Origin of the sequence: Pseudoalteromonas sp. Isolate6 (assembly GCF_022398435.1) — a bacterium.
In the GTDB taxonomy this organism is placed as follows: Bacteria; Pseudomonadota; Gammaproteobacteria; order Enterobacterales; family Alteromonadaceae; genus Pseudoalteromonas; species Pseudoalteromonas galatheae.
On sequence record NZ_JAKEVK010000061.1, the window covers coordinates 1 to 22975 of the forward strand.

Consider the following 22975-nt stretch of genomic DNA (forward strand, 5'->3'; position numbering starts at 1 on the left):
TCATAAATTATTACTTTTTGGTTGTGAGGCGGTAATGAAACAATCAGCGGGATTCAACCTACTAGAACTAATGATAACCATCGCTATATTGGCTATCGTCTTGGCCATTTCATTTAGCTTTGATGGCAACCTGCTGCAACGTAACCGAGCAGAGTCTTTCTTACAAGAATTACAGCGCAATATTGCATTTGCTCGTGTAAAGGCAACCGCCGCAGACGAAATTGTCATTCTCTGCCCAGCTCCCCCAGCCAATATTCAAGCTAGGAGTCCATTTACTTGCCAAGATAATTGGGCAACGAACAGAATTAGCGTGTTTGTTGATAGTGATAAAAATGGCACATTTAGTAATGGTGATACTATCCATAGAACTATGGAGGTCGTAGACGATAACGACACTATGGTATTTTCTGGTGACAATCGTCTAAGGTTTGATTCAAGCGGACTTTTAAGTGGTTCAAACGCCGGCAATTTTACCTATTGTCCTGGCAGTGACGACAACAATCAGCAGTTGAGTGTTTCAACCGCTGGCACAGCATTATATCGTGGAGATACGACAGAATCCTGCGAATAGCCACAAAAGTACTGACGCGTAAAATATCTCTTCGCTTCAACCTTGCCTTTAACACACAAACAACTAGGCTTAAAGAAAATGTAATTCGAGGCAAAGGATATGCGTCGCTATATGGGTTTTTCCCTACTGGAATCTTTAGTGTGTTTGGCGATTATCACCATCGTCAGCTTATTTTCTCTTCCCAGTCTTACGGCTTTATTTCAGTTTGATAAACCAAAAATAAAACTTGAAGCACTGCGGCGAGCGATTAATTTGGCTCGCATTCAAGCTGTTGCAAGCGGTGCAACCGTCACTTTATGCCCACTGAAAAATAATCGCTGCGACAGCAAAGAATGGCACACTCAGTTAACGGTTTTTATTGATTACCACCCCCAAGGTGAGTTTTCAGACGATGATTATAAATTAGCTGTTGTGGACTCAATAGACTCAGGTGACAAGCTCACTTACCCAAGAAACGCTATTATATTTCGCCGCTTTGGTCATCTCGCAGGACTCTATAACGGTACTTTTGTCTACTGTAACGCAAGTTCTACCATGGGATTGTCGTTGTCAGTTAGCTACACAGGGAGAAGCACTCTAAAAGATACAGATGAGTGCCAAGAATAAATAATCTGAGGTTTGGATAAGTAATGTTAATACAAAGGGGAGCCAACGACTCCCCGAAAAAATTAACGTTCCCAACACCTATCTATAGCGTCTTGATTCGTGGTCCCAGTAACACCACGAACGCCAAGCTCATCAATAGTTAAAGCTGGGCACTGTTGATCTCCTTGAACTGGCCCTGCAGCAGCTGTTGCAACAATTGTAAAGGTATTTGCGGTAACGTTTTCAAGTGTCACATTGAAGTAGCCATTTTCTGTTGCTGTCGGCACACCAATATTTGCAAGATTATTTGAATACGCTCTATTGTCCACAAAAAACTGCTCTTGCTTATTTGCAGCATCAAGTAACAAAGTCATGGCATCAGCCCTTGCTCCTCGTCTCACATATTCAGTGTAGTTAGGGTACGCAACAGCAGAGAGGATACCAATGATCACTACCACTATCATTACTTCAATCAGGGTAAAGCCTGACATTGTTTTGCCTAGGATACTATTTCTTCTCATCGCTATCTTCCCTCTTATAAATGTAAAGTTGCCTTGTTCTGATCCCAGAAGTTTTATCTTTAAAGATAATAACCTTGTCGTTATCTCCGACAACTGGCACTGGTTCACCCGGTATTCCTGGCGGCACAAATGGATTACTATCATCAGCTATAATTCCAGGGCCAGCAATAAAAGGAATTCGTTTACCATTTTCGTCTTTACGTACAACTAGAGTTGGTGTATCCGGTAGATCCTGTGAAGTCACGTAGGTTTTCCCTGTGCCATAATGTAAGTGGAACATGTACAGCTGCCCTTTACCACCCGTTAACGTGCATTGTTGGGTAGTCTGATCTGCAGGTGTAAATGAAGTGAAGTAAGCAACTCCTCCAATTACAGTAGCACCAGATAGTGATTTTTCACCTCCTGATAACTGATACTTCCAGCCATTAAACTTAGCCAGTTCTACTTCTAGTTCAACAAAGTCATCAATATCATCTACAGCATTTCCGAACGGATCACTCTTCATTTCCATTAAATCAGAAACTAGTATAGGGTCTGGAATATCACTTACAAAAGACTGTGTTTTCGTGTGTATGTCCCTAATCATGAAAAGATAGTCATTCACGCTTGAGTCTGTTGGCTTAGAGCGATTACCACTGCCGATAACGATTGCATCAAACGGTGTATCTCTGCGCTCTTTAATTAAATTCCCATTATATCTGGTCTCTGTTACTTTACTATAAAAGGTACGGGCAACAGTTGGACGATAGAAGAAGCGCCTATCTTCATTAGCAGAGCTATTCCCCAAACGCGCCAATTCGAAATGAGTCCAAGGCTCAGTACTATCAGATGGGTTTGGGCCGGGTATATCAATTCTCCAGATACTCCCCGCGGTATCCGCTAGGTAAATTCGGTCAATATAGCCATCATAGTCTGAGTCCGTTAACGTTGGCTCCGCAACAATACTGTGCTTACCTTTAAACGCATCTCCAGTAAGCGACCAGACGATATCAGCATTGTTTGACATGATATCAACCATGTAAATTCCTACGCCTTTATCATTATCATCGCTACGTGAAACATTGTCTTTATTGGTATTATATCCTGCTGCAAAAACCAATACCGGTCTATCCTTTTGCTTTTCAATGAAAGTCACTACAGGCTTAGACCACGTTTGTCCTAAATTCTTAAATTTGTTTGAATCCCCGGAAATAGGCGCACCCCACAATAGTTTAGGCGAATCCGGATTGGTAATATCAAAACCATAGTATTTATTGCCGCCACGGCGCATCCCTACAAATGCCCAGACTTTGTCTCCCGATTCCACTTTGCGATTTTTATTCACATCGTGAAAGTACACAGTAATAGGCCCATCTAGACCATACAGTTTAGTTTCTGCTTTACGTGTTTTTACCGGATTCAAAATAGGTAATAAAGAGCCAGGGATAAATGCCCAGCTTTCACTTACGCTATTTCCGTGGTCTTTAAACATGTGAAGCATACCTGCATTGGTGCCAATGAGCACACGGATATCGCCGTTGCCATAGTCAATTGTTGCGGGTTTTGAATGTAGGGGATCAGCAAAGATGTCTGGTCTTCTTTCAGAGCGTAAGCCATCACCATCTTCATCATCAACATCTTGGCCTATCGCCCAATTAAAAATATTTTGTATCTCACTTTTACTTGCACCACTTAATTCCATTGCAGCGGCAAGCTTAGTTAAATTACCATAGGCACTTTCGGCGTTATTATAAGTGAAGTCAACTAAATCACTGCCACCAAAATCAGACAGGACTTTTCTAGTGATCTGATTTTCAAGGGCATAGTTAACTCCGCCCTTTTCTATATTATTGCCATCTTTTGAGTCCGCTTGCGACCAATACGTCGTGATGTTGCTATCAATAACACCCTTGTTATCTATCGCTTTGGTTCGCTCCTGACCTACTATTTCTGTACCCACAAACTTTAGCTTTTTCAGGTTGCCACGCCAACGCGTATGTGTTTCCGGTTTAAACTGTGTGTAATAAAGTGCATCACCGGTTTGGGTTTGGTCTTCGGCATTGGCAGACACCGTTGGTGAGCTAAAACTTGCACTTACATTTCTGATATTGGTAATGGTGGTTTTGAGTACGTCTGACAACTCGTCCGCAGTATTAGCATGAAGATATTGCCCACCACCTTGCGCCGCGGTTTCCTTCAGCAGGTCCTTGCCTGTACCAGACATACCGTTACCAAAACCGATTGTAAAAACACGTGCAAAGTCGTGTTCATCAGGCGTAGAAGGGTATAAGTCAACTTTTACTTGAGACGTACCGCGCATTGTTTTAGCTAATGCGGGTAAATAATTTTTAGTGACACCAGAGCCTTCATTTATATCAAAGTAATTGGGGTATGCACCGTAGACTGAGAAATATTCATTCACTATGCTGTTGTTGGAGCTGGTGTCACTGGTTGGATCTCCATCTGTCATTAAGATTAAATTAATAGAGGTATCGCAGCGCTCCTCCGCGCCACGAGCAGGAGTAAACGCGGAGATATAATTACCACGACTTTCTATGCTTTTATCTCTATCATTTCCACCATTTTCTCCCCAGTAAACGCCTCCACCTTTGAGGTAATTATACAACTCCCATAGGGTTTCCGACAAAGGCGTTGAACCAGAAGCAGGTAATGCATTTATTTTATTTACGATGTCGTTACGGCTACTACCAATACCATTTAATATATAACCGCCACTTGAAGAATACAGACGAGATAAGCCAAACTGGATATCTGCGTTATCATTCACCAGTTTACGCATCGCATTTTGTGCTACCTTTAGGCGGCTATCAGCACAGCCCTGAACATAATTCCCAAATTGGTTTTTTTGATAACACTTATTACCTTGAAAACAATCAGACGATCGATACCCATTCCTTTTGACCCTACGCCAGCCCTTCCACGTGTAATATGAGTAACGTTCGTAACACGCCTTACCATTTTGAGAATCCCACGCCATACTGCCTGATGTATCAAATAGCATCAGCACCCGAGGTTGCTCGCGAGTAGAAACATTGTGTTTAACATAAAGCTCAATGTCTTCTGCTTGAGCGGTTTGTAATAGCGCCATTAATGCAACTATCGTGTATATTAACTTATTCATATCAGTTACTCGAAAAAGGCTGTTAATTCGAAACGCTCACAATTTCCTGACCAATACCCATCACAATGGTGACGTTATGACGTCCTCTATCGCCATACCCCACAGTAGCTCGGACTTCGGTCATGTTGCAAACGAACCCTTCGGTATAGTCATATTGACGAGGACAAAACAACTCTAACTCTCCATTATTTAGGTTGGTTACAGTGGCTTGTAAGCCATTCGGCGTTTGAACGGTTGTCCCATCGTTAGCTAGCTGCTGTCGTGAGCGTAAAAATACACTATTAGCGGCTCGCTGCTCTTGTCTTATTAGTCTTTGCATTTCACCAAACAGTAAACTCTCAGCTTCTTCTCGTTCCATCACCGCATGTGTCATTTTAATATCCAATGTGCTGGTGCTCATCAATGTCACTGCAACTGCCATTATTGCAACTACCATGACCATCGCCATGATCAGTACCACACCTCGTTGTTTTACATTTCCCATGCCGAGCCTCCCATGTTGTACATTGATATTGTGGTTGAAAATACAGTACGTCTGATAGCGTCGTTATAAGTAACCGTTCTCCTATTAGGGTCATTCCCTAATACATACGATCGCGACTGCACCCCAAAATCAACATCTGGTTCCAATACTCTTACCAATACGAACAACTGTAGAGATAATATGCCTCTTGTGGCACCCCAATCAGCATCAGACATAGTTGCTGTATTTCTATACCTATCAACACGACCATCAAAATTGGTGTCTAAGCCAAAAATAAAACGAATTTGTTCAACGCCTTCGATCACCAGCTCGTCTGTCATACCACCATTAACATGTAACCTTTGCCTTCTTAGGACTGGGATAGTAATAGTGCGATTATTAATGACTTGTTGCTCTTCACTTACATAATATACATGGTGACTATATGGCCAAAGTGTTGCATTAACACTTGGCATATTCCCGACATTACCCCCCGCGATAAATTCAGCTTGCTCTTGCTGTGCAATAAAATAATACCTGGTTGATTGGATAGCACCTGCATCTGGCACAAGACCCGTTACATCTACAGGACTCCCTTCTAAAAATTTTACCTGTAAAACTTCTGACTCTGGTTTCGCTCTGGTAATACATCCAAGTGCTGTCGAATTAGTAGTGAAGGTTGCCCAAATTGGACGAAAGTTTGCGGGTTGGTTATTGGGAAAACTTCCATTGTTAATTCCTCCTGAACAATCATTGCCAGGGTTTGCAGGCGCGACTTGATTATTAGGGGAAAACGCTTTTTCATAAAAAGTCCCCCAAAAGCCGACTTGCTCAATATCACGGCGCATTATTGATAGAGCCAGGCGACCCTTCTCTTGTAATTCTCCAATTTGCATCGTGTCATTGGTGGTCGCCTTCATACCTACGTATGTTGCTATAACACCGCCCAGTAACAATACGCCAATAAACATAGCGATCATTATTTCTAATAAAGTAAACCCTAACACCCTCTTCATGGCTCACTCCTAATTAAGACAAACGTATCCATAACTACTGCTCTACGCCTATCATCAACCGTGCCACAACTTCCTGCGGGATTATTCGCAAGGGCTGTCATGGCTTGACGACCTCGCCAAGTGACGATGACCTGTACATTTACCCCTGATGTATCACCGGCAACTTGAGTAGGGTTAATACAAACAACCGCGTTATCCAGCGAACCTGTATTCTCCCTTGCTCTTATAGCTTGGCGCCAATTAGCAATATCTGTTCTCGCAAGCGTTGCGGCATTGCAGCGCTGAGAATAACACGTGGTGTTTTCTTGGACGTCTTCTGTGCTATTAAAGTTGATGTTGTAGAGTGTAGCTATATTTGCCGCATCATTTGTTCTTATTCTGTGCATGATGTCGCTGGCAAGTTCGACCGCCGCGGCTCGCTGCATTGAATCAAAACTTGCTTGTTTAGCTTTTGCTTGTAATGCCACAGCACCAAGCAACCCAAAGCTCAAAATCATAAACGCAATAAGCACTTCTAACAATGTGAAGCCCTGTTGCTTTAGCGAAATATGCATATCTCAACCAAAATTCAATTATCCTAGCTTCAGTTTAAGCAGTCGTCTTTGAAACTCAATACGAGATAGTATGAAAGGTCTTTTGAGGCGATAAGCGGTTTATTCACCGCTTAACACTCAAAACAATGTTTTTAGTTGGGTGTAAGCTCTACGGCTAACTTCATAGCGATTGGGGAGTGACTCGAGGCACACATAGTGTTTTTGTTCATGCAACTCTAACGCGGAGATTTCCGTTCGTTTAACTAATGTGCGGCGATGGATTTGAATAAAATGTGTCGGGAACTTATCTAACAGTGACTTGAGTGACATGTCAATGAGTGCTTGTAGGCCAGAATTCAATGTTACTCGCGTATACTTTTCATCCGCCTCGGCAACAATCACATCCGAAACCTGAACGTGACGCAACTCACTGCCAACGTAATAGCTGAGCGTCTCCATACTCGGAAAGATAGTAGTCAATAAAGCATCTAGCTTATCACTATCTAGTGGCTTCACTAGATAGCCATTAGCGTGCAGTTCAAATGCTTCTAACGCATATTCCGGATGCGCCGTTAGAAACACGATTTTCATCCTCGGAAATTGCAAGCGTAATTGGCTCGCGAGTTCAACACCTGACTGACCCGGCATTGAAATATCAAGAAAAATAAGCTGCACAGGCTCCTGTTTTAATAGCGCTTCCACACTATCTGCGCAATCAGCTTCACCGATACAGCGAAAGCCTCTATGCTTTTGCATTAGCCGTTTAACGCGCGCTCTTGCCAACGGCTCATCGTCCACAATAAGATAAGATATTAATGTCTTCATAGCGGTAGCGAAAAACTGACGGTATAGCTATCTTGACTGGCTTCAGTTTTAAAATCAATGGATTGATTGTAGTGTAAAGCCAAGCGGCGCCTGATATTACTTATCCCAATGCCATGCCCTTGGTGCGTCGGCTTTAATTTAGCGTCATAGCTGTTAAAAATTACCACCGTTAAGGTGCGTTGACTACGGTGAATATGAATACGAATATCTGCTCCGTTTGGATTTGGCTCTACTCCGTGGCTAACCGCGTTCTCCACCAATGGCTGTAATATCAACGCAGGGATCAAAACATTTCCCAAGACATTGTCTAACTCCCATTCTACCCTCAAACGCTCTGCGAAGCGCCACTTCTCAAGTGCTAAATATGCTTTACATAAAGATATTTCACTTTCCAGCGGAACAGTATTTTGTGTAGACATCGCAGCGCGTGATAAATCGGCAAGGGCTAATGCTGATTTTTCTGCTGCATTTGCATCAATATGAGCCAATTCGGCCACAGTATTGAGTGAGTTATATAAAAAGTGCGGCCGAATTCTCGCACGTAACGCTTCAAGTTCCGCTTGGGATAGCGCTTTCACCTTACGAATATTATCGGTAAAAATAGCTAAAAAATGTGCAAAGAGAGTGATAATACAAAGGCATATTGCGATATTACGCCACAAATTCAATTCAACTTTTGCCTCATCAACCCAACCCAATAGTGCAAAACCATAGGGAACAGCCGTGCTCGTTACGCCAGTGCAAAACACAAAGACTAAGATGAGAATTCCAGCTTCTACGAGATCCGAACGCTTTTCAACAGCGTGGCGAACAATCGCTATGACGGCTAGTGATAAAAAGGCAGTGAAATGAATGAATAAGCTAGTTAACCCGAGAGATTGCCAAAACGCTGTCGCGGAAATCAGCGTATATAAAAAGGCTAGGATTTGCGAGGCAACCAGCAATGCTAGCACACCTCGCTCACTCAATAGTGCAGACAACAACCTGATACGCGGTGTCATCGTGCTAACTCTCTTATCTGAGTTCTACTGGTACGGCAAACACGACATTTTCTTCTTGTCCAGGGTTCTCAACTACCGTTTCCCCACCAAGTTCTTTAAGCCGTGAGATAACCTGCTGAACCAGCACTTCAGGTGCTGATGCGCCCGCAGTTACACCAACCTTTGCAACCTCATCGAACCAAGCTTCTTCGATGGAAGAGGCATCATCGATGAGAAATGCCTTAGTTCCCATTTTATCCGCAAGTTCTCTTAAGCGGTTAGAATTAGAACTATTTTTAGCACCAACTACGAGCAGTAGTTCCACTTTATCCGCTAAGTCACGAACCGCATCTTGACGGTTTTGCGTAGCATAACAGATATCATCTTTTCGTGGACCGCTAATATTTGGGAACTTATTGCGCAGCGCATCAATTACATCCGCAGTGTCATCTACCGATAACGTTGTTTGACTGCAATAGAATACATTGTCTGCATTTTTAACTTCGAGTGTCACTACATCCTCGGGCTTTTCAACTAAGTAAATACCACCGTTCGGATTGTCATACTGACCCATGGTACCCTCAACCTCTGGATGACCGTGGTGCCCGATTAAAATACATTCAGTGCCTCTGCGACTAGCACGCGTCACTTCCATATGTACTTTTGTTACTAATGGACAGGTTGCATCGAAAACCTTCAATTCCCGACGCTTTGCTTCATTACGTACTTGCTGAGAAACACCATGTGCACTGAAAATAACAATGCTGTCGTCTGGTACTTCATTTAGCTCTTCAACGAACACCGCACCACGAGATTTCAAACCATCAACAACATATTTGTTATGAACCACTTCGTGACGAACATAAATAGGCGCCTCAAAAATATCGAGTGCACGCTCAACAATACTAATCGCTCTATCTACGCCTGCACAGAATCCTCTCGGGTTTGCCAGCAAGATTTCCATTAGTTATTTACCTCAAGAATTTCCACTTCAAATGTTATTTTTTGACCCGCAAGTGGGTGGTTGAAATCAACCGTTACCGAATCACCGGCCACCTCTCGTATCAATCCAGGCAAGTCAGTACCATCAGGTTGCGTAAATGCAATAATGCTGCCCACTTGAGCGGGGGTTTCTGCGCCAAACTTGCTTCTATCAACATAGTAAATGTTGTCAGGATTTGGTTGTCCGAACGCGTCTTCTGGCTCTAGCTCAAAAGATTTCTCATCGCCTGCTTTTAACCCAAGCAAACACTTTTCAAAATTTTCCGTCAGGCTGCCATCACCCATGAATAGCTTTGCGGGTTTATTATGAACCTTGGTGGAATCTGCTGCTGAACCGTCTGATAACTTGATTGAAAAGTGGAACAATACTTCAGATTTTGCTCCAATTAGTTGCTCACTCACGCATTTTTCTCCTGTGGTTTATCGCCACTGGTAAAGGCATCAAAAATTAATAGTGCAGCACCGCCAACAATCGCCATATCTGCAACATTAAAGGCTGGATAATGCCAATCCTGATAATAAAAATGTAGAAAATCAATAACATAACCATGAATGATACGGTCATATAAATTCCCTACGGCGCCACCTAGTACCATCGCATAGGCTAATCCTAGTTTCCAATTAGATGCTGGCAATTTACGTAACCAGAAGATCAGCAAAGTACTAATCGCCACGGCAATACCACTTAAAAAGTACCGTTGCCAACCGCCCGCTTCACTTAAAAAGCTAAACGCTGCACCATAGTTATGCATGTAAGTAAGGTTGAATATTGGCAAAATATCAATGGATTCGTAGAGTTCCATTTCAGCCATAACCAGTGCTTTGGTGAAGTAGTCTACTGCAAAAAGCAGTAGACTAAGCCACAACCACACCAGACCACTTTTCTGTGTAGTTTGTGTCACGTTTTACTCCTAGGCAAATTGACGCTGCTCGCCATCACCTTCAACGTTACTAATACAACGGCCACAGATGTCTGGGTGTTGCTCGTCTGTACCTACGTCGTCGGTATAATGCCAACAACGATCACACTTCTTAGCTGATGTTGCCGCTACACTAATAAACAAACCATCAATTTCTGATGAGATTGCATTTTCTGGCTTGCTGTTTACCACTTCTACAGTTGCTTTCGAAGTCAGTAAAACAAAGCGTAATTCGTCACCAATAGCACTGAGTTGCTCAGCTAAGTCACTGCCTGTGTATAGCGTTACTTCTGCCTGTAGCGTTGCACCGATCACTTCTTCTTTACGTGCATTCTCTAGTACACGGTTCACTTCATCACGTACCGCAAGTAAGTTCTGCCAGTAAGCATTATTCAACGAGCCTTCTGTCGCCCCTTCAATTGCATCATACCAAGTGTCCGTGAATACAAACTGGCCGCGCTCACCTGGTAATACTTCCCAGATTTCTTGTGCAGTAAAGCTCATAATTGGCGCCATCCAACGCGTCATAGCTTCGGCGATATGATAAAGCGCAGATTGGCAAGAACGACGCGCATGGCTATCACTTTTCGCGGTGTACTGGCGGTCTTTAATCACGTCTAGATAGAACGAGCCCAATTCACCTGTACAGAAATTCATGAGCTTTTGTGTTACTTGAAGCATTTGATACTTATCGTACGCTGTTTTGATCTCAGTTTGTAGCTGTGCGGCACGCGCTACAATCCAGCGATCTAGCTCAACCATATCTTCAATTGCTACTAAATCCGTTTTTGGATCAAAGCCACTTAGGTTCGCAAGTAGGTAACGACTTGTGTTACGAATACGACGATAACGGTCTGCTGAACGCTTAAAGATTTCATCAGACACGGTCATTTCGGCCGTATAATCAGTGGAAGCTACCCATAAGCGTAAAATATCTGCACCTAGCTTGTTCATGATGTCTTGCGGCGAGATCACGTTACCTAATGACTTAGACATCTTGTGGCCTTTTTCATCGACCGTGAAGCCGTGCGTTAACACTTGCTTATAAGGCGCGTGACCATTGATAGCAACTGAAGTCATCATTGACGACATAAACCAACCACGGTGCTGATCCGAGCCTTCAAGGTAAAGATCTGCAGGGCCTGTTAATTCTTCGCGTGCATCAACAACACACGCATGCGTTACGCCTGAGTCAAACCATACGTCTAACGTATCTCGTACTTTTACGTATTGTTGAGCATCTGCTTCACTTAGTAGCGCGCTTGGCTCTAAGTCGTACCATGCTTGAATACCCTTTTCTTCCACTAATTTAGCAACGGCTTCAATTAAGGCTTCCGTTTCAGGGTGCAAGCTACCTGTGTCTTTATCGACAAATAATGCGATTGGTACACCCCAAGTTCGCTGGCGTGAAATACACCAGTCAGGGCGACCTTCAACCATGTTTGCAATGCGGCTTTCACCCCACTCTGGTAACCATTCAGTCTTTTTGATCTCATTTAGTGAATCAGCACGAAGGTTAGCCTGATCCATGCTGACGAACCATTGCGGCGTCGCACGGAAAATAATCGGAGTTTTGTGACGCCAGCAATGTGGATAACTATGCGTTAGTGCCTTATGGCGGAATAACACGCCTTTCTCAGTTAATAACTCAATGATGCTATCATTTGCTTTAAATACGTGTTGGCCTGCAAAAATCGGCGTATCAGGTAGATAAACGCCATTTGCACCAACAGGGTTCGCAACCTCTAGACCGTAAGCCTGACCTGCGGTAAAGTCTTCTTGACCGTGACCAGGTGCTGTATGAACGATACCAGTACCTGAGTCCGTTGTTACGTGTTCACCTAAGATAACAGGCACATCGAAATCTAAGAATGGGTGTGCAACGCGCAGATTCTCAAGCGCAGCGCCTTTCGCGTAACCTAATACGTGGAAGTGCTTGAATCCAAAACGATCAACAGCGTCTTTGACTAATTCAGAACCAAGCACAATACGCTGTTCTTGACCTTCATCTTCGATTTGTACCAGCGCATACTCTAGTGCACCATGTACTGCCACAGCGCGGTTTGCAGGTAGTGTCCAAGGTGTTGTAGTCCAAATTGCGGTACTTACTTCGCCTTTTCCTTCATGGCCTTCTGCCAAACCAAATGCACTTATGATTGCCGCTTGATCAGCAAACACAAATTTTACGTCAATTGCAGGTGATTGTTTGTCTTGATATTCAACTTCTGCTTCTGCAAGCGCTGAACCACAATCCGTACACCAGTGAACTGGCTTTGCACCTTTGTGCAGGTGACCATTTTTGATAATACGGCCAAGCACACGAATAGCATTGGCTTCAAAATCAAAGTTCATGGTTAGGTAAGGCTTATCCCAGTCACCTAACACACCAAGGCGTTTGAAATCTGTTTTTTGGCCATCAACTTGCTTTTTAGCGTAGTCGCGACACTTTTCACGGAATTCAGCAGCCGATACTTTCTTACCTGGTTTGCCTACTTTCTTTTCTACCTGTAGCTCAATTGGAAGACCATGACAGTCCCAACCAGGTACGTAAGGCGCATCAAAATCAGAAAGCGTTTTTGACTTGATAATAATATCTTTTAGGATTTTGTTTACTGAGTGACCTAGGTGAATATCACCATTTGCATACGGAGGACCGTCATGCAAAATAAATGGCTTTTTACCTTTTTTCGCAATGCGAATTTGACCGTATAGGTCTTCTTCATACCATTTTTTCAGCATCTTTGGTTCGCGTTGCGCCAAATTACCACGCATCGGAAACTCAGTTTCCGGTAGATTTAAAGTATGTTTGTAGTCGCTCATTTATCCTACTTTCCGTATCGGCTACGTTAAAGAAAAACACTGTTTTGCATTGCTAACATCACGACTGATTTGTTCTGTTAACTGCGACAATGTTTCGAATTTTTGCTCATCGCGAAGCTTTTTAATTAGCTCCACTTTCATAAACTGACCGTAGATGGTCTCATTAAAATTAAACAGATGCACCTCTAAAAGGGCTTTCGTTCCGTTTAGCGTTGGCTTAGTGCCAACATTCGCTACGCCATAATGTGTTTTGTGATTCACAGTCGCTTTGACCGCATACACACCGCGCACAGGGCTCACTTGGCGCTTTAACGCGATATTTGCAGTGTGGAAACCAAGCTCTCTGCCTTTCTTCCAACCGTGAATAACACGGCCTGAAATGGCATAAGTATGGCCCAACATATCATGTGCTTGACGCAAATCACCAGCCGCCAGCGCCGTGCGGATCAACGTGCTACTCACACGACAATCTTGCTTGCGAAAACTTGCCGTGTCTTTTACTTGCATACCTAGCGGTTCGCCTACTTGCTTTAGCATTGCAAAATCACCAGCACGTTCACGACCAAAACGAAAGTCATCGCCGACCGTGAGCGCCTTGGTTCCAAGCTTTGCCACTAGGACTTCTTTGATAAATTGTTCTGCATCTTGCGAGGCAAATTTGCGATTAAAGTTGACGCAAATGACTCGCTCTATACCAAGCTCTTGTAACAGGACTAGTTTATCACGTAATCTCGTCAGCCTAGCCGGTGCTTTATCTTTGGCAAAAAACTCCAAGGGCTGCGGCTCAAATAACATCACTGTACTTGGAAGTTGATAGTGTTTTGCGTCGCTAATCAGCCCCTTCAAAACCTCTACATGTCCAAGATGAACCCCGTCAAAGTTTCCAATCGTCAACACACAACCAAAATGATGTGGTCGAATATTATGGATCCCTCGGATTAGTTGCATAGTGCCGTGCCTTTGTGCAGCAAATATCAAAGAGCCCGATTATACCCAAGTTGCTTAAAAATGCGAATCAAGCATCTCGGATTGTGCTCAATCTTACCCCTAGTATAAATAGTAAACTAAAATAGCTCACCATTGCGGCCGCCAATAATCCGCAAAGTAATAGTACCTGCTCCATTAGTCCCCACTCTAGCCATTCAAAGCGGGCACCGAGAAAGTATACGCATACAGCCATCACGACCGCTGAAACAAAGCATTTGGCAGTAAAACCAAGAGAAAATGCGCTTAGCTGATACACACCTTGATGTGACAGCTGACGATAAAGTAAAAACGCATTACAAGACGCTGATAATGAAGTTGCCAATGCAAGGCCTAGATAACCAATAAAAGGCGCTAAGATAAGATTGAAAACCATGTTGAGTGCCATGGTAATAATACCAATACGAACAGGCGTTTTGGTATCTTGTCTAGCGTAAAAGCCCGGTGCCAGTACTTTAATCAACATAAAGCTTAGTAAGCCAACGGAATATGCGGCTACTCCTAAACTTACCTTATTTATATTGTCTGCATTTTGAGAAACAAACTCACCATGGCCAAATAATACTGAAATGATAAGTGGGCTTGTCACCATCAGTCCTAGCATTGCAGGTAACCCCAAAAAGATGACAAAACGGACACCCCAATCTAGTGTTTTCTGAAAGTCTTCACTTTTTTCTCCTGCGTGTAGTTTAGAAAGTGCAGGCAGTATCACGGTCGCAATACCAATTCCAAATAGACCGAGTGGAAATTCAATTAATCTGTCTGAATAATAAAGCCAAGCAATCGATCCCGTCACGAGAAAAGAGGCAATGACGGTGTCCAGTAGTAAGTTAATTTGGCTAACAGAAACACCAAATAATGCTGGGATCATCAAGGTTCTGACTTTGGTTACTTCAGGGCTACGCCAGGCAAAGCGGGGGCGACTTAGCACCTTTAAACGCAGTAAAAACGGTATTTGGAATAGTAGTTGAACCATTCCCCCAATAAATACCCCTAACGCCAATGCATATGCACCCTGCTCAAATTTATCATGAAGGAAAATAGCGCAAAGAATAATCGCAACGTTCAATAATACAGGAGTAAAAGCTGCGGCAGCAAAACGATTATAAACATTTAGTACAGCGCCACTTAGAGCCACTAGAGAAACAAAGAATAAATAGGGAAAGGTGAGTTTTAATAGTGCACTGGCAAGCACAAACTTTTCGGCATCTGCACCACCTTGCCACCAGTCTATGAACCAACTTGTACCGAATAACGCCGCAATGACAGGCGAACCGACGACCCCCAAAATGGTGATGATAAAGAGCACTGTACCAAGCGTGCCAGCGGCTTGTGCAACAAATAACCTTACTTTATCATCGCCATGCTTTTCTTTAATTTCTGAAAGAACAGGTACAAATGCCTGAGCAAACGCGCCTTCAGCAAATAGTCTACGTAAAAAATTAGGGATCCGGTTGGCGAATAAAAATACATCAGCAGCCAGTCCAGCGCCCAACAGATTTGCAACTACAGCATCTCGAATGAGGCCCAAAACCCGCGAAATCATAGTCATGGCACTGACAATCATACCCGATTTAAATAACCCTTTTGCCACCTTAACTCCTAAATTCAGTGAATCGCGGCAGATTATGCCACAGTCGTTGTGCATTTAGCACTAGGCGTGCCTTGTCAGCTTTGATACAATACGCGCCATTAACCTTGGTAGGCCTGTTTCACCTAGTGAAATTAGACTGTTTACTTTGGTTCAGACCTGAGATTTTCAAGGCACTTTGTGAAGCTACGCTTTTCAAATTATTAGTGCAACTTGGGATATTACGGGTTTACTTGCCTGCAATAAAAGTAAGAGCGTCGCATCGCAGCGTTATTTAATTTGTGCAGGTTAAGAATTGAGAATAGCCCAAGTCAAGCCTTGGGTGTTGAACATTAGGCCGCGCTTGTTAATTTATATTGACTTTTGCGATTAAAACAGGCATATTCCTCGGCCTTTAAATTAAGCTTATTTTAAGATTGTTAGGAGCAAACCTTGGCTAACATCAAGTCTGCAAAAAAACGCGCTATCACTAGCGAAAAGCGTCGTAAGCACAACGCAAGCCGTCGTTCAATGATGCGTACATACTTCAAAAAAGTAATCGCTGCAATTGAAGCTGGTGATAAAGAAGCTGCAACTCAAGCATTCGCTGTTGCTGCACCTATCCTAGACCGTTACGCAACTAAAGGTCTAATCCACAAAAACAAAGCTGCTCGTCATAAGAGCCGTTTAGTTGCTAAGATCAAAGCACTTTAATTTGTTGCTGGATTGAAAAAACCGACGTCAAGTCGGTTTTTTTATATCTGTAATTTATGCACCTTGGTATCAAAAAATAAAACCGTTGGTGTCTTATGCCAATTCTAAATCTGGGTAAAACTTTTTCAACATAGCCGCGATTTTCTTTGGTGAGAATGGCTTTACGACAAACCCTTTTGCACCACGCTCAATCGCATCTTTTACATTATCCACTGTGGAGTGAGCTGAAACCATAACGACATTAACACTCGGGTTAATTTCATTGAGTGTTGCGATCAACTCTTTACCGTCACCATCTGGCAGTTCAATATCCAAAAAGACAATGTCAAAATGCTGCTCTTCACATGACTTTACGCATTGTGTTGCTGTTGAGGCTTCTCGAACATGATCAATGCCCAAATGCATCAAGGTTTGATGTAAAAAGCTGCGAACTGTCCCTACATCATCAACGATTAAAATAGAGATACTTTGATCCATAGTCCTTTCCCGTAGGCTGTAATATAAAAATAGGCTATTATACTTAGCATAGAAGCATTATAGAGACCTGCAACTAAAAGGCTACTTAAAGCATGGCAAAACCATCAAAAAAACAATCGCTTTTAGGTCAAGTACAGTCCAATCAAAAAAAACGAACTAGTACAACTAAAAACCGCCGATCTTCACCGCAACAAATAGCGGCAATCAAAGCTCAACAAACCGCACAAGCGCAGCAAACACAAACCACTATAGATAATGATAAACCTAAGGGAAAGAGTAAGTGGATAACACTTGCAGTCGTTGGAATACTATTCATTGCCTTGCCAAAACCACAACTGATTACTTACGAGAAATTAGGTCTTGTGGCTAGTAGTGTATATTGGTCTGGCCTTCCTGGTATTGATCCTGTGCTATTTGACTCAAACTTACACCCAAAGCCTGCGCTTGAGCGTAATACATTATATCTATGCCACGATTTGAAAAACCCAGACTCGTGCCAAAAGTACCAAATAATCAAGCAAGAAGGTTTTATAGCAGCCATGATGAAGTTGCTCCAAGGCTAAAGTGAGGAAAAGCGACAAAAGCGCCTCTTTATTGGGGCTTTAGCTTTATAAGAATCTAGAGCGCATTTACGAAAACAACATTTCTCTGCTTTAAGCCACAAAAAATCACTAAAAAACAATTAATGAAAGGCTCGAGCTTTAACTGTCATCGTCTCTAAAAGTTCACTTCTATCGATTAGTCTACCAGCAATAACATGTACCACTTCCCCTTCCTTCTCGACTATACCTTTTACTTCTAATAACTGTGCGCCCATATAGGCTTGCTTCTGCGCTCGAGCAGTACCAGACCACACAATCACATTGATGTTGCCTGTTTCGTCTTCCAAAGTAAAAAAGGTCACGCCTTTTGCGGTACCCGGGGCTTGCTTTCCTGTCACCAGCCCTATCACTGTGACTAACGATTTATGCGGTCGATAAAGCAGTTGATTGGCCTTAACCGTTCGGTCTATAAGCTTTGCTTGCTCAAGTTGCTTGATTGGGTGAGTGCGTAAGGAAACTTTAGTGCTATTATAATCTTCCTGTAGGTTTTCAAACTCTGTGGCGTTAAAGTGGCTATATTGCGACTCTTTCTCTTCAATATCGCTGAATAGTGGCAATGCTTTACTTTGATCCGCAAGTGACCATCTAGCAGCATAACGGCTATCCACGAAGTGATGTAAAGCATCCGCAGAAATCAGCTTTTCAATAGTGCTATTGGTAATGCCAGCTTGCTGTAACTGCACGATATTAGCGAACCCCTCTTGAGGTCTGCACTGTAATAATTGTAGAGCTTCAGTTTCACTTAACCCTTTTATAAGCCTAAGCCCTAAACGGATCGCAAACGATGCTTGTCTTGGTATTTTTACGACTTGGTGCTCGTAATCGGACTGGTTAACACAAATAGGTAAAATACTAACCTCATGCCTTGATGCATCTTGCAACAGCTGTGAAGCCGAATAGAACCCCATTGGCAAGCTATTGAGTAACGCAGTATAAAACATTGCTGGGTAGTAGTATTTCAACCACGCAGAAGCATAAGCCAGCACAGCAAAAGAAGCGGAGTGGCTTTCAGGGAAACCATATTCACCAAAGCCGCAGATCTGCTCAAAAATCCGCTCAGCAAATTGTGCTTCATAGCCCCGGGCCAGCATACCTCGAATAAGCTTTTCTCTAAACTGCATCAGCTCTCCGGTTTTCTTCCATGATGCCATGGCTCGGCGCAGGCTATCAGCTTCTCCTCCAGTGAACCCAGCTGCAACCATAGCCAGTTTTATTACTTGTTCTTGGAAAATGGGAACCCCCATGGTCCTCTCTAATACCGATTTAACCGCTTCGGATGGATAAGTCACTTGCTCTTCACCATCCCGTCGCTTTAAAAATGGATGCACCATATCACCTTGAATAGGGCCGGGACGTACAATTGCTATTTGGATCACTAAGTCGTAGTAATTAGCGGGTTTCAGCCTTGGCAACATACTCATTTGTGCGCGAGACTCTACTTGAAACACGCCAACACTATCCCCTTTTTGCAACATCTTATAGACCAAAGGGTCGTCTTGCATACGAGTCAATTGGGCAAGATCTAGGTTTCGCTTGGTATGCGCTGCAATATAACCAAAGCACTTACGAATAGCGCTTAGCATACCCAAGGCCAAGATATCGACTTTGAGTAACTTAAGGGTTTCAAGGTCATCATTATCCCATTGAATAATGGTGCGCTCTGGCATAGCTGCATTTTCTACGGGCACTAATTCATGTAATGGACTTTCTGAGATAACAAAACCACCAACATGCTGCGATAAATGCCTTGGAAACCCCATAATGTCATTAACCAACTGAATAAAGTGCTGACCTTTTAATGAGTTTGGCTCTAACCCTAGCTCCACTAATTGGGCCTGCCAGTTAAGCCCTTTATCACGGCGGTTGAGATGCTTAATAAAGTACTCTATTTGCGCCACTTCAATGCCCAAGGCTTTGCCAACATCACGCATGGCACTTTTTAAACGATACGTGATCACCGTTGCTGCTAATGCTGCGCGCTTACGACCATATTTTTTGTAGATATATTGGATCACCTCTTCACGACGTTGGTGTTCAAAATCTACATCTATATCGGGTGGCTCATTACGCTCTTTACTAATAAAACGCTCGAACAATACGCCCACTTGCCGAGGGTCAACTGCGGTTATCTCTAAGCAGTAGCAGACCACAGAGTTAGCGGCTGAACCTCGCCCTTGGTATAAGATTTGATGCTGTTTTGCATACATCACAATGTCATGAATAGTGATAAAGAAAAACGGATAATCAAGCGCTTCAATAAGCGCTAGCTCTTTATCAATAATGGCTTCTACATCTGGCGGCACGCCATCAGGAAAGCGAACTTGTTTACCCTTTTCAACCAACGCGCGTAAATAAGCCATTGGAGTAAAGCCTTTAGGCACTAACTCCTGAGGATATTGATAATGCAATGAGTCCAAATTAAATACACATCGCTTCGCGATATTGGCACTTTCTTCAAGAAAAGTAGGTGAAAACAACTTATTAAGCTTAGAGATAGATCTCAGTGCCGACTCGCTATTGCTTATCATTTTCTCAGGGATCTCGCTTATCACACGGTTTTGTCGAATAGCTGTCAGAGTATGCTGTAGCGCAAGTCTAGACGAGCAGTGCATAAGCACCCCACCAACAGCGCAAATAGGTATTTGGTACGCTTTTGACAGTTTTACACAATGGGTAAAGTAATGTATATCTTCTGCACTCAAGTTACGTCGGTAGCCAATCCATATTCTATTTTGGTGGTATTTACACAGCCATTGCAATGATTGAACATCTTGACTGTTCCCCTTTGGCAACCACAACAATAAAACATGCTTAAGCGACATAATATCCCACTCACTAAGCCGATATTGTCCCTTTTCCGTTCGCTGGCGAGCATTACTGATCACTCGACATAACTCTGTATAAGCGAGCTGGCAAGGACAAAGAGCGACCAATTCAATATTGTTGTACTTTAGTAAGCTCCCAACTATCAGTTTTATCTTGAGCTTATGATCACGAATATAAGCATGAGCACGGACAATGCCAGCCAAAGAGCATTCGTCAGTAATAGCTATGGCGCTATAACCTAAAAAATCTGCCTGTTTGACCAACTCTTCTGGTCGCGATGCGCCAGTCAAAAACGAAAAGTTGCTCTGGCAAAAAAGCTCGGCATAAGACATTAGCTAAATACTCCATGAATATACCAATGATTATTTTGCTCTCGAAATACCCATAACCGCTGCGCTTGTTCATTTTGTACAATAAAATAGTCTCGCTGGACCGGCTCACCGTCCCACCACCCCGAAGCGATGCGCTCTGGACCAGAAATAATATTGACTCTTTCACATAAAGGCTGTGGCTTCGGAAATAAAATGTTGGGCCTTAACTTACTATCTAGTGCCGTGAAACAGGGCTTATGGCTATAAGTGCTGGCCTTTTCAGGACGAGGATCGCCTGTAAGCTGTAAACCTTGCACTGCCTGCTCACCGAGCTTGGCACATAGAATAGCTCGCAGTCCTTGCGCTGACATCACACTTTGCTGCGTTGAGAAAAGATCTTTTATTGTGGCATGCTGCGTTTCTAAAGCATCAACTTTGAGTGAAACACTTTGTACGGGCGCATCTAAGGTTATGGATTCTAGCTTGAGGTTTAACAGGCGCTGCCAATTTGCCGCCTTATATTCAGGCTCTGCGCTGTTTAATGTGATCTCTAAAGCCTCTTTATCTCGAAGTGCTAAGGTAAAATAAAGCGTTCGAGTTACCAAGTTACGTTGCTGTAGGAATAGCGCTAAACGCGATAGCAAATGTTCGATTGGCTTTTCTAACCAAGCCATCACTTCGACTTCGTAAAGTAAAGGTGCAGTAAGTTCAAAGGTTTCCGCAGGTTGGAAATAGTTAAGGGTTTCCTTTAGTTTTCCAAACAAGCAGCCTACATAATGTACGAGTTCAGTATCAAAACGCTTAGCCAGCTCACTGAGTGCAAACTGCTCTAACTGCGCCACATTTTTAACTCCGGTGCGAGCAAGCAGCTCAATCACCCGGCTGTCTAGACTTGTACGTGTTAGTCCTATTTTCCTCAGGTAATGACGCTTTTGGCAAGGCGTTAGTACAAGCACATTGCAACGCTCTCGCGCCAAGAGCTTAGCCATTATTGTGGACTCACCCATGCCGTAATAATAACTCTTGCCAAGCTGCGCTAATTGTCCAGATATTACTTGCCAGTAACTTGGCAAATCATGATAGAGCGAAAGCATAGAATCGACTTTAAGCACAAGGCCATTAGGTTCATCGATTACAATATCTGCACTTACTTGATAAAGCATATTGGCAATTTCTAATAGCTGCTGTCTTTCTAGCAAGTCGTCGTAGGGCAAAACATGAAGCTGTGTACACAATGCACAAGCAGTCCCAAGGCCCATTCCTATTTTTATACCTCGCTGCTGCGCTGCATCATTTAACTGCACTATCTGGTTTTTGCGGCCATCAATAATAACAACGGGTGTAACAAAATCACCGGAAACCGTTTGCTTCGTCATTCCCTCTAGTTGCAGCATAGGAAAATAGAGATATAACCACATAACTAGCTCGTTAAACGCCGCTCATAGCCCGAAAGTGCAACTATATTATCGCTAACATGAGGTAGATTTGGCTTTTCAAGCTCTGGCCAATAATGGGGATTCTCTAGTTTAAGACTGCGATGTGCAAAGTGCCCCTTGTGCTTCTTTACTGTCACATCCAAGCTGCTGTGCTGTGCTTGTAAAACCACTGAAAGTGTAAATGGTAAAGTCTGGGCGTACTGTGCTTGATGTAAAACAAATAACCTACAACTCCCCGCCTGTGCACCTAACTGCAAACGCTTTACAGCAGCAATAGAAAGCGCTTCGTGCCAAAGTACAAGTGCACTACACACACCACTTTTTACGCATTGCTCCGCAGCCCATAGTGCTTCTTTTTCACTTGGAGGCTGTACAATCATAAATTCACTCAGATCTAACGATAAATAATGCAATGCTGCGGCATGTATTTGTCCTGGAGGATTAATTAATACCTTCAAACGGTTATCATCCACAAAATGGGGCAATATCAACCTTAACTCTCCTATTCCCATTGCAGTTTTCACACCAATCACACCTTGTTGCGGCCAACCACCGCACAGTAAATCGTCAAGTGCAGCAAAGCGAGTACTGACGACATCATGCTGCGCGGCCTGTCCACGTCCACGCCAAAGCAAGTTTTTACGCTCAAGAAGATCTATATAATTCGCCATACATCACCAAATACTGTTTATATATAC

The 22975-nt window shown here is 43.1% G+C and carries 21 protein-coding genes; 4 read left to right on the plus strand and 17 right to left on the minus strand.

Annotation, left to right across the window (positions count from 1 at the left end; all coding sequences use genetic code 11):
* Both L1D50_RS10700 and L1D50_RS10705 read left to right on the plus strand, forming a co-directional pair.
* The coding region (locus L1D50_RS10700) for a GspH/FimT family pseudopilin (RefSeq protein WP_239966030.1) at window positions 1-571 on the plus strand (571 nt) is incomplete at its 5' end.
* 99 nt (window positions 572-670) lie between these two features.
* Window positions 671-1177, plus strand: a complete 507-nt coding sequence (locus tag L1D50_RS10705) for a GspH/FimT family pseudopilin (RefSeq protein ID WP_235956563.1) — start codon at window positions 671-673, stop codon at window positions 1175-1177.
* 62 nt (window positions 1178-1239) lie between these two features.
* On the opposite strand, the gene L1D50_RS10710 is transcribed toward L1D50_RS10705, so the two are convergent.
* The 13 genes from L1D50_RS10710 to murJ all read right to left on the minus strand — a co-directional run bounded on the left by L1D50_RS10710 (window position 1240) and on the right by murJ (window position 15935).
* Window positions 1240-1677, minus strand: coding sequence for a type IV pilin protein (locus L1D50_RS10710; RefSeq protein ID WP_128726865.1), 438 nt, complete (start codon window positions 1675-1677; stop codon window positions 1240-1242).
* Window positions 1664-4798, minus strand: coding sequence for a PilC/PilY family type IV pilus protein (locus L1D50_RS10715; protein ID WP_128726866.1), 3135 nt, complete (start codon window positions 4796-4798; stop codon window positions 1664-1666). Before L1D50_RS10715 ends, L1D50_RS10710 begins: the two co-directional genes overlap by 14 nt.
* Before the next feature lie 22 nt (window positions 4799-4820).
* The gene (locus tag L1D50_RS10720; RefSeq protein ID WP_128726867.1) at window positions 4821-5282 is read right to left on the minus strand and encodes a pilus assembly protein PilX; all 462 of its coding nucleotides are present in this window, start codon (window positions 5280-5282) and stop codon (window positions 4821-4823) included.
* Window positions 5270-6277 carry a PilW family protein gene (locus L1D50_RS10725; protein ID WP_128726868.1) on the minus strand — a complete coding sequence of 336 codons (1008 nt, stop codon included), beginning with the start codon at window positions 6275-6277 and terminating at the stop codon, window positions 5270-5272. Before L1D50_RS10725 ends, L1D50_RS10720 begins: the two co-directional genes overlap by 13 nt.
* On the minus strand, window positions 6274-6831 hold the full coding sequence (pilV, locus tag L1D50_RS10730; protein ID WP_128726869.1) for a type IV pilus modification protein PilV: 558 nt from the start codon (window positions 6829-6831) through the stop codon (window positions 6274-6276). The genes L1D50_RS10725 and pilV overlap by 4 nt, the downstream gene beginning before the upstream one ends.
* A 117-nt stretch (window positions 6832-6948) precedes the next feature.
* Complete coding sequence (locus L1D50_RS10735; RefSeq protein WP_128726870.1) at window positions 6949-7635, minus strand: LytTR family DNA-binding domain-containing protein; 687 nt, start codon at window positions 7633-7635, stop codon at window positions 6949-6951.
* Window positions 7632-8636, minus strand: a complete 1005-nt coding sequence (locus L1D50_RS10740; protein WP_128726871.1) for a histidine kinase — start codon at window positions 8634-8636, stop codon at window positions 7632-7634. The genes L1D50_RS10735 and L1D50_RS10740 overlap by 4 nt, the downstream gene beginning before the upstream one ends.
* 13 nt (window positions 8637-8649) lie before the next feature.
* Window positions 8650-9579, minus strand: a complete 930-nt coding sequence (gene ispH, locus L1D50_RS10745; protein ID WP_128726872.1) for a 4-hydroxy-3-methylbut-2-enyl diphosphate reductase — start codon at window positions 9577-9579, stop codon at window positions 8650-8652.
* Complete coding sequence (fkpB, locus tag L1D50_RS10750; RefSeq protein ID WP_128726873.1) at window positions 9579-10019, minus strand: FKBP-type peptidyl-prolyl cis-trans isomerase; 441 nt, start codon at window positions 10017-10019, stop codon at window positions 9579-9581. The genes ispH and fkpB overlap by 1 nt, the downstream gene beginning before the upstream one ends.
* A complete protein-coding gene (gene lspA, locus L1D50_RS10755) occupies window positions 10016-10519 on the minus strand; it encodes a signal peptidase II (RefSeq protein ID WP_039496949.1) in 504 nt (167 codons plus the stop codon). Before lspA ends, fkpB begins: the two co-directional genes overlap by 4 nt.
* Before the next feature lie 9 nt (window positions 10520-10528).
* On the minus strand, window positions 10529-13357 hold the full coding sequence (gene ileS / locus L1D50_RS10760; protein ID WP_138523799.1) for an isoleucine--tRNA ligase: 2829 nt from the start codon (window positions 13355-13357) through the stop codon (window positions 10529-10531).
* Between the two features lie 21 nt (window positions 13358-13378).
* Window positions 13379-14305 (minus strand): bifunctional riboflavin kinase/FAD synthetase, encoded by a 927-nt coding sequence (gene ribF, locus L1D50_RS10765; RefSeq protein WP_128726875.1) that lies wholly within the window; start codon window positions 14303-14305, stop codon window positions 13379-13381.
* A gap of 67 nt (window positions 14306-14372) precedes the next feature.
* A complete protein-coding gene (gene murJ / locus L1D50_RS10770; protein WP_138523797.1) occupies window positions 14373-15935 on the minus strand; it encodes a murein biosynthesis integral membrane protein MurJ in 1563 nt (520 codons plus the stop codon).
* Window positions 15936-16364: 429 nt separating this feature from the next.
* Here murJ and rpsT point away from each other — a divergent pair, with 429 nt between their 5' ends.
* The gene (gene rpsT / locus L1D50_RS10775; RefSeq protein WP_010370978.1) at window positions 16365-16625 is read left to right on the plus strand and encodes a 30S ribosomal protein S20; all 261 of its coding nucleotides are present in this window, start codon (window positions 16365-16367) and stop codon (window positions 16623-16625) included.
* 93 nt (window positions 16626-16718) lie between these two features.
* Here the strand turns inward: rpsT and L1D50_RS10780 are convergent, their stop codons facing one another.
* Window positions 16719-17102 carry a response regulator gene (locus L1D50_RS10780; protein WP_128726877.1) on the minus strand — a complete coding sequence of 128 codons (384 nt, stop codon included), beginning with the start codon at window positions 17100-17102 and terminating at the stop codon, window positions 16719-16721.
* Between the two features lie 92 nt (window positions 17103-17194).
* Between L1D50_RS10780 and L1D50_RS10785 the strand changes: the two genes are divergently transcribed.
* Entirely contained in the window at window positions 17195-17665 is a 471-nt protein-coding gene (locus L1D50_RS10785) for a hypothetical protein (protein WP_128726878.1), read from the plus strand.
* 119 nt (window positions 17666-17784) lie between these two features.
* Here L1D50_RS10785 and L1D50_RS10790 read toward each other — a convergent pair whose 3' ends face one another.
* The 3 genes from L1D50_RS10790 to imuA are packed head-to-tail and all read right to left on the minus strand — an operon-like array spanning window position 17785 to window position 22948.
* Window positions 17785-20862, minus strand: coding sequence for an error-prone DNA polymerase (locus tag L1D50_RS10790; protein ID WP_239966031.1), 3078 nt, complete (start codon window positions 20860-20862; stop codon window positions 17785-17787).
* Entirely contained in the window at window positions 20862-22259 is a 1398-nt protein-coding gene (locus tag L1D50_RS10795) for a DNA polymerase Y family protein (protein ID WP_128726880.1), read from the minus strand. Before L1D50_RS10795 ends, L1D50_RS10790 begins: the two co-directional genes overlap by 1 nt.
* A gap of 2 nt (window positions 22260-22261) precedes the next feature.
* Complete coding sequence (gene imuA / locus L1D50_RS10800) at window positions 22262-22948, minus strand: translesion DNA synthesis-associated protein ImuA (RefSeq protein WP_138523793.1); 687 nt, start codon at window positions 22946-22948, stop codon at window positions 22262-22264.
* Between the last annotated feature and the right edge of the window lie 27 nt (window positions 22949-22975).

What these genes read in the sequence shown, in the direction of transcription:
- L1D50_RS10705 (WP_235956563.1), top strand. Translation starts at nt 671, where the DNA reads ATGCGTCGCTATATGGGTTTTTCCCTACTGGAATCTTTAGTGTGTTTG.
- L1D50_RS10710 (WP_128726865.1), bottom strand. Translation starts at nt 1,677, where the DNA reads ATGAGAAGAAATAGTATCCTAGGCAAAACAATGTCAGGCTTTACCCTG.
- L1D50_RS10715 (WP_128726866.1), bottom strand. Translation starts at nt 4,798, where the DNA reads ATGAATAAGTTAATATACACGATAGTTGCATTAATGGCGCTATTACAA.
- L1D50_RS10720 (WP_128726867.1), bottom strand. Translation starts at nt 5,282, where the DNA reads ATGGGAAATGTAAAACAACGAGGTGTGGTACTGATCATGGCGATGGTC.
- L1D50_RS10725 (WP_128726868.1), bottom strand. Translation starts at nt 6,277, where the DNA reads ATGAAGAGGGTGTTAGGGTTTACTTTATTAGAAATAATGATCGCTATG.
- pilV (WP_128726869.1), bottom strand. Translation starts at nt 6,831, where the DNA reads ATGCATATTTCGCTAAAGCAACAGGGCTTCACATTGTTAGAAGTGCTT.
- L1D50_RS10735 (WP_128726870.1), bottom strand. Translation starts at nt 7,635, where the DNA reads ATGAAGACATTAATATCTTATCTTATTGTGGACGATGAGCCGTTGGCA.
- L1D50_RS10740 (WP_128726871.1), bottom strand. Translation starts at nt 8,636, where the DNA reads ATGACACCGCGTATCAGGTTGTTGTCTGCACTATTGAGTGAGCGAGGT.
- ispH (WP_128726872.1), bottom strand. Translation starts at nt 9,579, where the DNA reads ATGGAAATCTTGCTGGCAAACCCGAGAGGATTCTGTGCAGGCGTAGAT.
- ileS (WP_138523799.1), bottom strand. Translation starts at nt 13,357, where the DNA reads ATGAGCGACTACAAACATACTTTAAATCTACCGGAAACTGAGTTTCCG.
- ribF (WP_128726875.1), bottom strand. Translation starts at nt 14,305, where the DNA reads ATGCAACTAATCCGAGGGATCCATAATATTCGACCACATCATTTTGGT.
- L1D50_RS10780 (WP_128726877.1), bottom strand. Translation starts at nt 17,102, where the DNA reads ATGGATCAAAGTATCTCTATTTTAATCGTTGATGATGTAGGGACAGTT.
- L1D50_RS10785 (WP_128726878.1), top strand. Translation starts at nt 17,195, where the DNA reads ATGGCAAAACCATCAAAAAAACAATCGCTTTTAGGTCAAGTACAGTCC.
- L1D50_RS10790 (WP_239966031.1), bottom strand. Translation starts at nt 20,862, where the DNA reads ATGTCTTATGCCGAGCTTTTTTGCCAGAGCAACTTTTCGTTTTTGACT.
- L1D50_RS10795 (WP_128726880.1), bottom strand. Translation starts at nt 22,259, where the DNA reads ATGTGGTTATATCTCTATTTTCCTATGCTGCAACTAGAGGGAATGACG.
- imuA (WP_138523793.1), bottom strand. Translation starts at nt 22,948, where the DNA reads ATGGCGAATTATATAGATCTTCTTGAGCGTAAAAACTTGCTTTGGCGT.